Source organism: Vibrio cyclitrophicus (assembly GCF_024347435.1).
GTDB classification, from domain to species: Bacteria; Pseudomonadota; Gammaproteobacteria; order Enterobacterales; family Vibrionaceae; genus Vibrio; species Vibrio cyclitrophicus.
In genome coordinates this window covers 3045038-3058042 of sequence record NZ_AP025480.1, presented here as the reverse complement: position 1 = coordinate 3058042, position 13005 = coordinate 3045038, and the positions used below count along the sequence as shown (strand labels likewise).

Below are 13005 nucleotides of genomic sequence, written 5' to 3'. Positions count from 1 at the left end.
GTTGGAAATATAGAGTCATTAACTTAAACAATGCATCCGGACGCGGGATGGAGCAGTTTGGTAGCTCGTCGGGCTCATAACCCGAAGGTCGTCGGTTCAAATCCGGCTCCCGCAACCATATTACAGCTACACGTTGATAGCTTCTTTGCAGTAAGAACTTAGTTTCTAGCAGACAAGATGAACGGTTAGCTTATGCGATACTAGCTCAGTTGGTAGAGCGCAACCTTGCCAAGGTTGAGGTCATCGGTTCGAACCCGATGTATCGCTCCAATTTCTTTCTTAGGATTGATGTTGGAAATATAGAGTCATTAACTTAAATAATGCATCCGGACGCGGGATGGAGCAGTTTGGTAGCTCGTCGGGCTCATAACCCGAAGGTCGTCGGTTCAAATCCGGCTCCCGCAACCACATTACAGCTACACGTTGATAGCTTCTTTGCAGTAAGAACTTAGTTTCTAGCAGAGAAGATGAACGGTTAGCTTATGCGATACTAGCTCAGTTGGTAGAGCGCAACCTTGCCAAGGTTGAGGTCATCGGTTCGAACCCGATGTATCGCTCCAATTTCTTTCTTAGGAATGATGTTGGGAATATAGAGTCATTAACTTAAATAATGCATCCGGACGCGGGATGGAGCAGTTTGGTAGCTCGTCGGGCTCATAACCCGAAGGTCGTCGGTTCAAATCCGGCTCCCGCAACCACATTACAGTTAGGCGCCATTTATTGCCCAAGGCAGTAAAAGCAGCGATTAACTAATGCGATACTAGCTCAGTTGGTAGAGCGCAACCTTGCCAAGGTTGAGGTCATCGGTTCGAACCCGATGTATCGCTCCAATTTCTTTCTTAGGATTGATGTTGGAAATATAGAGTCATTAACTTAAATAATGCATCCGGACGCGGGATGGAGCAGTTTGGTAGCTCGTCGGGCTCATAACCCGAAGGTCGTCGGTTCAAATCCGGCTCCCGCAACCACATTACAGCTACACGTTGATAGCTTCTTTGCAGTAAGAACTTAGTTTCTAGCAGAGAAGATGAACGGTTAGCTTATGCGATACTAGCTCAGTTGGTAGAGCGCAACCTTGCCAAGGTTGAGGTCATCGGTTCGAACCCGATGTATCGCTCCAATTTCTTTCTTAGGATTGATGTTGGAAATATAGAGTCATTAACTTAAATAATGCATCCGGACGCGGGATGGAGCAGTTTGGTAGCTCGTCGGGCTCATAACCCGAAGGTCGTCGGTTCAAATCCGGCTCCCGCAACCACATTACAGCTACACGTTGATAGCTTCTTTGCAGTAAGAACTTAGTTTCTAGCAGACAAGATGAACGGTTAGCTTATGCGATACTAGCTCAGTTGGTAGAGCGCAACCTTGCCAAGGTTGAGGTCATCGGTTCGAACCCGATGTATCGCTCCAATTTCTTTCTTAGGATTGATGTTGGGAATATAGAGTCATTAACTTAAACAATGCATCCGGACGCGGGATGGAGCAGTTTGGTAGCTCGTCGGGCTCATAACCCGAAGGTCGTTGGTTCAAATCCGGCTCCCGCAACCACATTACAGTTGAACGTTGATTTGATGCTTCTTAGCAGAAAAGGTTAACGGTTAGCTTATGCGATACTAGCTCAGTTGGTAGAGCGCAACCTTGCCAAGGTTGAGGTCATCGGTTCGAACCCGATGTATCGCTCCACATTCAGTTCTTAGAAGTCATCTCCTAGAGAAAGTACTCAGAATGAAATGGTCTCGTCTCATTGTCTTAAACGATCATGATGCGAAAAGAGAAACATCCGGACGCGGGATGGAGCAGTTTGGTAGCTCGTCGGGCTCATAACCCGAAGGTCGTCGGTTCAAATCCGGCTCCCGCAACCACATTACAGTTGAACGTTGATTTGATGCTTTGTAGCAGAAAAGATGAACGGTTAGCTTATGCGATACTAGCTCAGTTGGTAGAGCGCAACCTTGCCAAGGTTGAGGTCATCGGTTCGAACCCGATGTATCGCTCCAAATTCTCTCTTTTTAGAGAACAGAGTCATTGTCTTAAACAATGCATCCGGACGCGGGATGGAGCAGTTTGGTAGCTCGTCGGGCTCATAACCCGAAGGTCGTCGGTTCAAATCCGGCTCCCGCAACCACATTACAGTTAAGCGCTATCTGTTGCTCAAGGCGGTAAGAGTTGCCCAAGGTAGTAAAAGCAGCGATTAACGAATGCGATACTAGCTCAGTTGGTAGAGCGCAACCTTGCCAAGGTTGAGGTCATCGGTTCGAACCCGATGTATCGCTCCAGCTTTCTTCTAAAAGCTATTAAGACCCTTTAAGCCACCGTGTTTTTCTTTAGATCACAGAGTTTAAAGATGACCTAAGGGTCACGCTCTTTCTTTAATGCTGCGAAGCATAATCCCCCCAAAAAGCAAATAATCCTCCATCATGGTGGATATTTTTTTGTCTTAAATATTTCTTAGCAACTGGAATGCTAGTAAACATCAGGTCTCTGAAGCAGATGCTTGAGGTTTTTCATATCTATAAACAGACTTATCCACAAAATGTTAGGTGTGGATAACTTGGTTGATAAAGTTGTTTCAGGCTTAATTCTCCACATACCTCTAAAAGATCTTTCTTGTTTTCAATATATTAGCGGAATCGTAGCGATCGTAACTTGTTGTTTTTTATCAAGTTGAGTGCTTGTGTTGAATTTGGTAAAAGATCGTTAACTTGTTGTTTTTTGATCTTAATCATTTATCGGTACTGTGTTTAACTTTGTGAGGGTGTCGGAAGTTTACGAGAAATCTGAATTTTTTCCACATTGTTAAAATTGAGAACAAGGTCAAACATTGTTCTAAAATTATGTGCAACGAGTTGTCTTAAATATTGGATGGTTGGTATGAACTAGCCAGTTAAACATTGGTATATAAAGAACTGGGTAGGTATATAAAGAACTAGGTAGGTACGTAAAGAGCTAGGCGTCTCTTGGTAGTCCTTTTTCAACAATGCGTATCAGCCTGTGCTTTTTGGTGAGTATTTTGCTGCTATTTTTTTGCATACAGTTATTTTTCTGCGTAGAGCTATCTTCTTGCACACTGCTAACGTTAGGCAACTGCTGTAGTTGTTTATTCAAAGCCCACTCAATATGCACATCCAACATATCGTTTTTCCCTTGATGAGATTCCAGTGTTTCAACAATGCGTTGCTGGAATGGTGCATTGCCCATAGCAACAAAGATATTGCGTAACCACTGGGTGTGGCCGATGCGTCTTATTGCAGAGCCTTCCATTTTCTTCAAGAAGGTTGCTTCGTCCCAACTTGAAAGCAAAACCAGATCGGCTTCTTGGAAATCTTCTCGGCGGTGAAAGTCTGTTTGCTCTGTGAGTTCAGCATGACGGTTCCATGGGCAAACTAACTGGCAGTCGTCGCAACCGTAAATACGATTACCAATTGCGTCTCTAAATTCTTCCGGGATCACACCATCGTATTCAATGGTTAAGTACGAAATACATTTTCGGGCATCCACGACACCATCAGCAATAATGGCACCCGTTGGACAAGAGGTGATACATGCGGTGCATTTGCCGCACTCATCGACACTAGGTTCATCAACAGGAAGCGGGATGTTAACTAATAACTCCCCTAGAAAAAACCAAGAGCCCGCGTCTTTATCGAGAATTAACGAGTGTTTACCTGTCCAACCCAACCCCGCTTTTTGAGCGAGCGGTCTTTCCAAAATAGGCGCTGAATCGACGAAAGGACGTGAGTCTAAACCTTCGGCTTCCTTCTCGATTCTTTGTCCTAGCTTTTTCAATTGGTTACGGAACAATTTATGATAATCGCGGCCTAAAGAATAACGGCTGATATAACCTTGAGTGGTGTCGCTTAGGTTAGAGGCAAACTGCGCTTCCGGTGGTAGGTAGTTCATTCGGGCGCTGATCACTCGAATGGTGCCAGGATGAAGCTCATTAGGGCGAGCTCGCATCATTCCATGTCGAGCCATCCAATCCATTTCGCCGTGATTACCAGCATCTAGCCATGCTTGAAGAGGGGCTTCGTGTTCACTTAAATCAACATCGCAGATGCCAACTTTTTGAAAGCCTAACTCTTTTCCCCAGATTTTAATTTTTTCAGCAAGATGGTCTAGATTCATGGCTTAATTCTTATTTTCTTTGTTTTACAATTAGAGATAAGGGTGACTACTCACCGCCCGTTGGGCTATGCTTCTTATTTCGTTAGCCAATGCTCGATAGTATCGAGTCTTACGTAGCTTCCATAAGCAAAAACGACTGTCCAGCCGCTTTTAATTCTAGAATACCTTTATCACGGATATTAAGAGCGGCATTTAGATCCCGATCTATATCTGTAGTGCCACAAGAGGGACAATCCCACTTGCGAACTGATAAGGACATTTCTTCCATTTTATGACCGCAACAGTGACATGTTTTAGAGCTGGCGTACCACTGGTCGAGTTTAACAAGATGTTTACCTTGCTCTTTCAACTTGTACTCCAACTTAACAACGAAGCTATGCCATGAGGCATCTGCTATGTGTTTAGCTAGTTTGCGGTTTTTCATCATATTGGCTGATTTCAATGTCTCTACAATCACAGCGTGGCTTTTGTCTACGAGTGTTCGAGATAGTTTGTGTTGAAAATCAGCGCGAGCGTTCGCTGTCTTTTCATGGCACTTTGCAACAAGCAAACGAGCTTTAGCTCTGTTTGCGCTACCTTTAGCCTTGCGCGAAAGCTGCTTCTGTTTACGTCTGAGATTCTTCTCTGCACGCCTTACGAATCGCGGGTTAGCTTCTCTCTTGCCGTTCGATTGAATAGCAAAGTGTGATAACCCCAAATCAATACCTGTGACTTTATCGATTGGGTTAATCAAGCTAGGCGTTTCAACGCCGTCATCCACAAGGGTGGACGCATAAAACTTACCTGTTTTACTCAAACTGAGAGTAATGCTTTTAACCTTACCAATGAGCTCACGATGGATGTTAGCTCTAACTGGCTTCATCTTGGGTAGTTTGATAGCACCATCAAGAACCTTAACACCAACACAGTGATAGCTAGATTGCTTGCCGTGTCTACGTTTGAATTGTGGGTACTTGGCTTTCAGCTTTAGGTTAAAAAAATTATCAAAAGCTTGGTGAAGGTTGATCACTGATTGTTGCAAAGCAATTGAGTCATATTGCTTCAACCAGTGGTACTTTCGTGATTTCTTGGCAACTGCAAGTAATGGCTTGATATCCTTTTTAGGATTCAGTGTCACACCATGCTTGCGGTACATATGAGACTTTAAATGCAGAGCTTTATTATACGCAAAACACACAGCGCCAAACTGAGCGATTAAAAACTCAGCTTGTTCTAGTGTTGGGTAAATACGTACTTTGGTTGCTCTTAATATCATAATCCGCACTGTATATATGTACAGAATTATGGCATATCAAATGCGGGTGTCTACTTTTAAAGTGCTTGACGCACTTTCGATCTTATACCGCCGCCCTCATCTGGCGATGGTTTACGGTCGGATTGCTAATTAAAATTAGGTTCGGCAAAAATGGGGGCGGATCTTAACGGATCTGAGTAGTGTTGACCAGAGCAGACGCGTTTTGATCAGTATTTTTCATAGAACTTACACTTGAGTGCTTGTCTCCCAAAAGCATCACGGTTTACTATTCTTGTTCTTTTGATTTTTATATAGTCAACGATCGATTTTTAGAGAACGTATTCATGAGCACGAAACAATTTACTTTGAAAGATGAACAAGCAACGATTCAACTAGGAACGGAGCTTTCTAATCTTTGCTCACAGCAGACGACGATTTATCTGCATGGTGATCTTGGCGCAGGCAAAACGACCTTTAGTCGTGGCTTTGTAAAAGCGCTTGGCCATCAAGGAAATGTAAAGAGCCCAACGTATACTCTAGTTGAACCTTATCAACTTGCCGACTGGCAGGTATATCACTTCGATCTTTATCGCTTAGCCGATCCTGAAGAATTAGAGTTCATGGGGATTCGTGATTACTTCACGCCAGATGCTATCTGTTTGGTTGAATGGCCTGAGAAAGGCTATGGGATGCTACCAGAAGCGGATTTGGATATTGATATTCGTTACCAAGACGATCACCGTATTGTTTCTTTAACCGCTAATAGTGAATACGGACAGCGCTTACTTAGTCAGTTGGAGTTATGTTGATTTCTAAACGCCTTTTTTCAACAGCGGCCATGATGGCTGCTGTTTTCTCTTTACTGTTTTCTTCGCTTGTTTCAGCAAACTCATTGAAAAGTTTGAGGGTTTGGCCTTCTCCAGAAGAAACTCGTGTGGTTATTGATTTAAAGTCAGAAGCGGACTTTAGCTATTTCACACTGAGTAGCCCGAGCCGCTTGGTTGTCGACTTAAAAAACACCAACCTTGCAACCAAGTTACCGGTCGTGGTGAAAGATAGCCCTGTTCTATCTAAGATTCGTAAGAGCTCACCGCCAGACAAAAGCACGTATCGCCTGGTTTTTGAATTAAAGAAGTCGTCTAAAGCAGAGTTGTTTAAACTGAGCCCGACTCCGGGTGGTCAGTATGGACACCGCTTGGTGATCGATTTACCTCATGGTGCGGCAAGCAAAGGGACAACAACGTCGACGCCGAGTAAGCCAACGGTAAGCAAAGACATTAATCAGGTGAAGCGTCAGAAAGACATTCTGATCGTGATTGATCCTGGACACGGTGGCGAAGACCCTGGTTCAATCGGTCCATCTCGTAAATATGAAAAGAATGCGACTCTCAGCATTTCGAAAAAACTCGCCGCCCAGTTGAATGCCGTTCCGGGTATTAAGACTCGTCTGACACGTAATGCTGACTACTTTGTAAATCTGAATCGACGTGTTGCTATTGCTCGTGAGAATGAAGCTCACTTGTTGATCTCTATTCACGCAGATGCGTTTACGACGCCACAACCAAGAGGTGGTTCGGTGTTTGTGTTGAACACTCGACGTGCCAATACTGAGATTTCGCGTTGGATTGAGAATAAAGAGAAACAGTCAGAGTTGCTCGGTGGCAGTGGTGCTGCGTTCACTGGCAATATTGATGATAAGAACGTAAACCAAACCCTGCTTGATCTGCAGTTTAGTCACTCTCAAAAAGAGGGCTATAAACTGGCAACGGCGATTCTATCTGAAATGGGTAAAGTGGCGAAGCTGCATAACAGTAAGCCAATAAACACCAGCTTAGCGGTATTACGCTCACCACAAATTCCATCAGTGTTGGTCGAGACAGGCTTTATTTCAAACCCGACGGAAGAGAAGCTTCTTTTCCAACGTTCGCACCAAGACAAGCTGGCTCGTGCTGTGACTAAAGCCGTTGTTAAGTATTTGAAAGCTAACCCGCCAGAAGGGATTATCTTATCGAATGCGACATCTTCAACAGGCAGCGTAAGCCAACATAAAGTATCGCGTGGCGAGTCTTTATCTGTGATTGCGAGTAAATATGGCACCTCGACGCAAGCCTTGATGAAACTCAATAATCTGAAGTCGAGTAGCCTAGCGATTGGTCAAGTACTTAAGATACCAAGCAGCGCTCAAGGTTCATCATCAAGCAGTGCAGTCAAAACTAAGACAATTACTCATACGGTTAAGTCTGGAGAGTACCTAGGCAAGATCGCCAGCCGTTATAAAGTATTGGTAGCGGACATTAAGCGTGAGAACCGTTTAAAATCTGAAACATTGAGAGTGGGTCAGAAGCTACGTATTACGGTAGAAGTAAAAGACATACCTCTGCGTAAACACAAAGTCGCAAGAGGTGATTACCTAGGTAAGATAGCCTCTAAGTACGGTGTGAGTGTTGATGCTATCCGTAAAGCGAATAACCTACGTTCTGACAGCCTAGCGGTGGGTCAGGTGTTGATTATTCCGCATAAGTAATCTTTTTAACGCAGACATGTTTCCATCAATGGCAGTAAGGTAGCTATAAATATGACGATCAAAATACTGCCAGCTCGGTTAGCGAACCAAATTGCAGCCGGTGAAGTGGTAGAAAGACCCGCTTCTGTTGTGAAGGAGTTGGTTGAAAACAGTTTGGATTCAGGTGCCACACGTATCGATATTGATATCGAGAAAGGTGGCGCCAAGATGATCCGCGTGCGTGACAACGGTAAGGGCATCGTTAAAGATGAACTTGCGTTGGCATTGAGCCGTCATGCGACCTCTAAGATTCATACCCTTGATGACCTCGAGGCGATCGTCAGCCTTGGTTTCCGTGGTGAAGCGCTCGCGAGTATCAGCTCGGTTGCACGTTTAACCATGACTTCGCGCCCTGCGACTCAAGATCAAGCTTGGGCTGCGCACAGCGAGGGCCGAGACATGCAGGTGAAACTGCAGCCTGCAGCGCATCCCATTGGCACTTCGGTTGAGGTGTTGGACCTGTTCTTCAACACACCAGCACGTCGCAAGTTCTTACGTACTGAGAAAACCGAATTTACTCACATTGATGAATTGCTTAAGCGAATTGCGTTAAGTCGCTTTGATGTGACGATCAACCTTCGTCATAACGGTAAAATGATTCGTCAATACCGTGCGGCCAAAACCGATGTTCAGGCTGAAAAACGCATTGCAGCGGTATGTGGTAATCCTTTTGTTCGTCATATGCTTAAGATTGAGCTGGAGCATCAAGGTTTGAAGCTTCATGGCTGGATCACCACACCTGAAGGGGCAAGGCAACAAAGCGACCTACAATACTGCTATGTGAATGGTCGTATGATGCGCGATAAGCTGATCAATCATGCGATTCGTCAAAGCTATGAGACCAGCCTACGCCCAGATCAATTCGCAACGTATGTGCTATTCATTGAATTAGACCCGCATCAAGTGGATGTGAATGTTCACCCAGCTAAACATGAAGTGCGCTTCCATCAAGCACGATTAGTACATGATTTTATTTATCAAGCCTTGAGTGATGGCCTGGCACAAAGCAAGCAAATTGATGCAGCTCCGCTCAATCAATCTGCGTTCCATCAGTCAGATACTGATCATTATCAGCAAGATGCTTCTGGCGATGCGACGCGTTTTTCTGATCAAGAAGACACGGTGCCTTCCAACTCAGAGCCAGATTTGGTTTCAGAAAGGGTGCGACATGCCATCGAGCAAACGCCAGCCTATCCAAGAAAAGCTGAATCTGAGCAGGTTTATGATAAACCCCAACACAGCGTTAATGATGCGAGCCAACGCTATAGCTCATCATCTAATACAGGCTCATCATCTAGCGAAATCAGTTTTACGGGCTCTCCTCGACAAGAGTGGATTGAGTCTCGACCTGCGCCGAAGAAAGAAAAAGAACCGCACCAACATCATGCTGAACCTGCGCCCTCTAAGCGTGAAGTGAAAGCCTACAAAGAGCTTCTGAAAACGCCAGATTTTGATGATCAAGTTGTAGCTCCATCATCTCCTCAAAGGCATGTCGCACCAGCCGAAACCAGAGAAAATATAGAAAATATAGAAGCTAAGCCTGTTCAACAGAATCCCGTTAACTCGAAACCGCGAGCACCCGTCACTGATTTGGGCAAAGCGGTTTCAATTGTTGAGGGGCAGTATCTGGTCATGGGCAATAAGAATGGTTGTGTTCTGGTTTCCTTAGCAAAAGCCGAATTATTGCGTGTTGTGGGTCAACTCGATACTCGTAACGGGCCATTAAAAAGCCAACCATTACTGGTGCCTTTGTCGATCAAGCTTGGTAGTGAATTGGTTGAAGTCGCGAAAGCGCTGAGCCAAACATTGGCGCTGCTTGGTATTGAGCTTAAAGCACGAAACAGTGAAGCAGTGATGGTGATGGGAGTTCCTTCTCCTCTGAGACAGCAAAACTTACAAATTTTGATCCCAGATCTGTTATCGTACGCGGCTTCAATAAATACTCAGATTTTAGATAATAACGCGGGTAATGTTTTGAACGACCTGTTGCCATCATTGGTTAACTGGGTTGGGATTCAAACGGCACAAGTAAAAAGCGACTACACTTTATCTGAAGCGGTTCAACTAGTTGGGGAACTTGAGCAGCTTTGGCATGGTCTACTTCCATTAGATGATCCAGAGTTTGTTAATCCTATCGACTTTTCGGCGACTATTGCGGCTTTTATGGCTTAGTTTGTAGGTGAATTTTCACCGCTGAGTTTTAGATAAATTAAGCTTATTTCGGCTTCGGCTGTTTACGATTTAATGTGTTGTGATGGCATTGACCTTAGTTACAGGGCACATCGCGACATGAAGCCTTTTTATAAAGCGCTCTAACAGAGAAACAAATACAAAATATCATGACTGAAAAATTACCTTTAGCGTTGTTTTTAATGGGCCCAACGGCATCAGGAAAAACAGATTTAGCTATCCGCTTACGTCAGAAATACCCAGTAGAGATCATCAGTGTTGATTCTGCATTGATCTATAAAGACATGGATATTGGCACCGCTAAACCCGATGCGGAAGAGCTCGCGCTCGCGCCTCATCGCTTGATTGATATTCTGGATCCAAGCGAAGCGTATTCTGCGGCAGATTTTCGTCGTGATGCGATCAGCGAAATGAATAAGATTGTAGCGGAAGGAAAAATCCCGTTACTGGTTGGCGGCACGATGCTGTATTACAAGGCGTTGTTGGAAGGTTTATCGCCACTACCCGCTGCGGATCAAGAGATACGCAAGCAGATTGAAGCGGAATCTATCGAGCAAGGTTGGCAAGCTTTGCATGATCAATTAAGAGAGATAGATCCCGTATCCGCTGAAAGAATACACCCAAATGATCCACAAAGGCTTTCAAGGGCATTGGAAGTTTACCGAATTTCGGGTAAAACATTAACTGAGCTAACTCAAACGAAAGGCGATAGCCTGCCATTTCGTGTGAAACAATTTGCTATAGCTCCCAAGGAAAGGACTGAACTCCATCGTCGTATTGAGCTGCGTTTCGAGAAAATGATAGAAGCGGGGTTTGAGGATGAAATAAAGGCGTTGTATGCCAGAAAAGATCTTCACCCAGAGCTACCTTCGATCCGATGCGTTGGTTATAGACAGATGTGGGATTATTTAGACGGGAATTGTGATTTAGACGAAGCGGTTTTCCGTGGTGTCTGTGCAACTCGTCAGTTGGCCAAGCGACAAATCACCTGGTTGCGCAGTTGGGATGATTTAACTTGGTTAGATAGCGAAAACATTGATCAAGCGTTAGAAACTCTTTCAGATGCAATAGCATCTGATTAGTATTGCTGTGTATAATGTGATCGCTTTTGCGTGAATATACTCTGGAAAGGATCAGTTATTGAGGCTTTTAAAAAATCACAGCCTTTCAATAACAACGGAGTTTTTTTATTCGTTTAGCTCAGATGCAAAGGCCGCACCTTTTTGTGCACCACTAGCTAAATAATTACAACAAAATATAAATAAGGAAAATAAAATGGCTAAGGGGCAATCGCTACAAGACCCATTCCTAAATGCACTCCGTCGTGAGCGCATTCCAGTCTCTATCTATCTTGTTAACGGCATTAAGCTACAAGGTCAGATCGAGTCTTTCGATCAATTCGTGATCTTATTGAAGAACACAGTAAACCAAATGGTTTACAAGCATGCGATCTCTACTGTGGTTCCTGCTCGTGCAGTTAGTCACCACAGCGGCGAGCAACGTGCTCCATCTGATCGTCCAGAGAAGACTGAAGATTAATCGTTCAATTGATACAGCTTGCGCTGTAATAAGGAGTTGGTTGCTTGTTTGACCGTTATGAATCTGGCGAGCGAGCCGTACTTGTTCATATCAACTTCACGCAAGAGGGAGAATGGGAAGATCTAAGCGAGTGTGAAATGCTAGTCTCTTCTGCGGGGGTAAAAACGCTACAAGTTATTACTGGTAGCCGACAATCCCCACTCCCTAAATACTACGTTGGAGAAGGTAAAGCCCTAGAAATCGCTCAAGCCGTTCAGCTGACCGGAGCTGAAATTGTGATTTTTAACCACTCTCTCTCTCCTGCCCAAGAGCGAAACCTTGAACAGTTGTGCAAATGTCGTGTGATTGATCGCACGGGTTTGATCTTAGATATCTTTGCACAGCGTGCACGAACTCACGAAGGTAAACTGCAAGTTGAGCTCGCTCAGCTTCGTCATATTTCTACCCGACTGATTCGAGGTTGGACTCACCTTGAAAGGCAGAAAGGTGGTATTGGTCTTCGTGGTCCAGGTGAAACTCAACTGGAAACCGATCGACGTTTGCTGCGTGACCGTATAAAGGCAATATTGCGTCGTTTAGCGAAAGTCGCTAAGCAGCGTGAACAAGGACGACGTGCTCGTAATCGAGCTGAAATCCCAACAATTTCTTTGGTTGGTTATACCAACGCAGGGAAATCAACACTTTTCAATCGCATCACAAGTGCAGGTGTTTATGCTGCAGACCAGCTGTTTGCAACCCTAGACCCAACACTACGTAAGATTGATTTGGCAGATGTCGGGCCTGCAATTCTCGCAGATACCGTAGGTTTTATCCGCCATCTACCACATGATTTGGTCGCTGCATTTAAGGCAACGTTACAAGAGACGCAGGAAGCTGACATTTTGTTACATGTTGTTGATGCCAGTGATGACCGCTTTCGTGAGAATATTCAGGCTGTTCATGATGTATTAGAAGAGATCGATGCTCATGAAGTGCCAACCCTTGTAGTCATGAATAAGATTGACTGCATGGAAGACCAAAAACCTCGAATTGAAAGAGACGAAGAGGGCGCACCACGCGCTGTTTGGGTTTCTGCAATGGAAGGAGAAGGTATTGAACTGCTGTTTGAAGCTTTAACTGAGCGTTTAGCGAGTCAGATGGTTCAATTCCGGTTGTGTATTCCACATCAACATCAGGGCCGTATTCGTAGCTTATTCTTTGAGATGAAATGTATTCAACAGGAAGAGTATGATGAAAATGGTAACTTGTTGATAGATATTAGAATGCAACAAATAGATTGGTCTAAACTCGAAAAAAGAGAAGGGGCGCTCTTAGGTGACTTTATCGTTACCAAAGAGACTGCTACAGTATAACG

The 13005-nt window shown here is 44.5% G+C and carries 8 protein-coding genes and 16 tRNA genes; 22 read left to right on the top strand and 2 right to left on the bottom strand.

The genetic code is table 11. The annotated features are described in order from the left end of the window. Positions 1-41: 41 nt before the first annotated feature. The 16 genes from OCW38_RS13440 (at position 42) to OCW38_RS13365 (ending at position 2276) form a co-directional block, all read left to right on the top strand. A tRNA-Met gene (locus tag OCW38_RS13440) sits at positions 42-118 on the top strand. 76 nt (positions 119-194) lie between these two features. Next, positions 195-270, top strand: a tRNA-Gly gene (locus OCW38_RS13435). 61 nt (positions 271-331) lie between these two features. Continuing rightward, positions 332-408 (top strand) — tRNA-Met (locus OCW38_RS13430). A 76-nt stretch (positions 409-484) separates the two neighbouring features. Next, positions 485-560 (top strand) — tRNA-Gly (locus OCW38_RS13425). 61 nt (positions 561-621) lie between these two features. Beyond that, positions 622-698, top strand: a tRNA-Met gene (locus OCW38_RS13420). Between the two features lie 56 nt (positions 699-754). Then, positions 755-830 (top strand) — tRNA-Gly (locus OCW38_RS13415). A 61-nt stretch (positions 831-891) separates the two neighbouring features. Beyond that, positions 892-968: transfer RNA gene (locus OCW38_RS13410), tRNA-Met, on the top strand. 76 nt (positions 969-1044) lie between these two features. Next, positions 1045-1120 (top strand) — tRNA-Gly (locus OCW38_RS13405). Between the two features lie 61 nt (positions 1121-1181). Next, positions 1182-1258: transfer RNA gene (locus OCW38_RS13400), tRNA-Met, on the top strand. A gap of 76 nt (positions 1259-1334) precedes the next feature. After that, positions 1335-1410, top strand: a tRNA-Gly gene (locus tag OCW38_RS13395). A gap of 61 nt (positions 1411-1471) precedes the next feature. Beyond that, positions 1472-1548, top strand: a tRNA-Met gene (locus tag OCW38_RS13390). Between the two features lie 59 nt (positions 1549-1607). After that, positions 1608-1683, top strand: a tRNA-Gly gene (locus OCW38_RS13385). Positions 1684-1785: 102 nt separating this feature from the next. Next, positions 1786-1862, top strand: a tRNA-Met gene (locus OCW38_RS13380). Positions 1863-1921: 59 nt separating this feature from the next. Further along, positions 1922-1997 (top strand) — tRNA-Gly (locus tag OCW38_RS13375). Between the two features lie 51 nt (positions 1998-2048). Beyond that, positions 2049-2125: transfer RNA gene (locus tag OCW38_RS13370), tRNA-Met, on the top strand. A 75-nt stretch (positions 2126-2200) separates the two neighbouring features. Beyond that, a tRNA-Gly gene (locus tag OCW38_RS13365) sits at positions 2201-2276 on the top strand. 670 nt (positions 2277-2946) lie between these two features. Here the strand turns inward: OCW38_RS13365 and queG are convergent. Together queG and OCW38_RS13355 are read right to left on the bottom strand one after the other, a co-directional pair. Next, positions 2947-4125: a tRNA epoxyqueuosine(34) reductase QueG gene (queG, locus tag OCW38_RS13360; protein WP_261894418.1), complete on the bottom strand. Its 1179-nt coding sequence runs from the start codon at positions 4123-4125 to the stop codon at positions 2947-2949. Positions 4126-4234: 109 nt separating this feature from the next. Beyond that, positions 4235-5380 carry a transposase gene (locus tag OCW38_RS13355; protein ID WP_261894416.1) on the bottom strand — a complete coding sequence of 382 codons (1146 nt, stop codon included), beginning with the start codon at positions 5378-5380 and terminating at the stop codon, positions 4235-4237. A 323-nt stretch (positions 5381-5703) separates the two neighbouring features. On the opposite strand from OCW38_RS13355, the gene tsaE reads away from it, so the two are divergent. The 6 genes from tsaE to hflX all read left to right on the top strand — a co-directional run bounded on the left by tsaE (position 5704) and on the right by hflX (position 13003). After that, positions 5704-6168, top strand: coding sequence for a tRNA (adenosine(37)-N6)-threonylcarbamoyltransferase complex ATPase subunit type 1 TsaE (gene tsaE, locus OCW38_RS13350; RefSeq protein ID WP_004735870.1), 465 nt, complete (start codon positions 5704-5706; stop codon positions 6166-6168). After that, entirely contained in the window at positions 6162-7883 is a 1722-nt protein-coding gene (locus OCW38_RS13345; protein WP_010434091.1) for a LysM peptidoglycan-binding domain-containing protein, read from the top strand. The genes tsaE and OCW38_RS13345 overlap by 7 nt, the downstream gene beginning before the upstream one ends. Positions 7884-7934: 51 nt before the next feature. Then, positions 7935-10094, top strand: a complete 2160-nt coding sequence (mutL, locus tag OCW38_RS13340; protein ID WP_261894413.1) for a DNA mismatch repair endonuclease MutL — start codon at positions 7935-7937, stop codon at positions 10092-10094. Between the two features lie 167 nt (positions 10095-10261). Beyond that, the gene (miaA, locus tag OCW38_RS13335; protein WP_261894411.1) at positions 10262-11194 is read left to right on the top strand and encodes a tRNA (adenosine(37)-N6)-dimethylallyltransferase MiaA; all 933 of its coding nucleotides are present in this window, start codon (positions 10262-10264) and stop codon (positions 11192-11194) included. A 193-nt stretch (positions 11195-11387) separates the two neighbouring features. Beyond that, positions 11388-11651, top strand: a complete 264-nt coding sequence (hfq, locus tag OCW38_RS13330; protein ID WP_010434097.1) for an RNA chaperone Hfq — start codon at positions 11388-11390, stop codon at positions 11649-11651. Positions 11652-11695: 44 nt separating this feature from the next. Further along, on the top strand, positions 11696-13003 hold the full coding sequence (hflX, locus tag OCW38_RS13325) for a ribosome rescue GTPase HflX (RefSeq protein WP_261894409.1): 1308 nt from the start codon (positions 11696-11698) through the stop codon (positions 13001-13003). The last annotated feature ends 2 nt before the right edge of the window (positions 13004-13005 follow it).

Bases quoted from the DNA above. Each gene is read 5' to 3' on its own strand.
- queG (WP_261894418.1), bottom strand. From the start codon at position 4,125: ATGAATCTAGACCATCTTGCTGAAAAAATTAAAATCTGGGGAAAAGAG.
- OCW38_RS13355 (WP_261894416.1), bottom strand. From the start codon at position 5,380: ATGATATTAAGAGCAACCAAAGTACGTATTTACCCAACACTAGAACAA.
- tsaE (WP_004735870.1), top strand. From the start codon at position 5,704: ATGAGCACGAAACAATTTACTTTGAAAGATGAACAAGCAACGATTCAA.
- OCW38_RS13345 (WP_010434091.1), top strand. From the start codon at position 6,162: ATGTTGATTTCTAAACGCCTTTTTTCAACAGCGGCCATGATGGCTGCT.
- mutL (WP_261894413.1), top strand. From the start codon at position 7,935: ATGACGATCAAAATACTGCCAGCTCGGTTAGCGAACCAAATTGCAGCC.
- miaA (WP_261894411.1), top strand. From the start codon at position 10,262: ATGACTGAAAAATTACCTTTAGCGTTGTTTTTAATGGGCCCAACGGCA.
- hfq (WP_010434097.1), top strand. From the start codon at position 11,388: ATGGCTAAGGGGCAATCGCTACAAGACCCATTCCTAAATGCACTCCGT.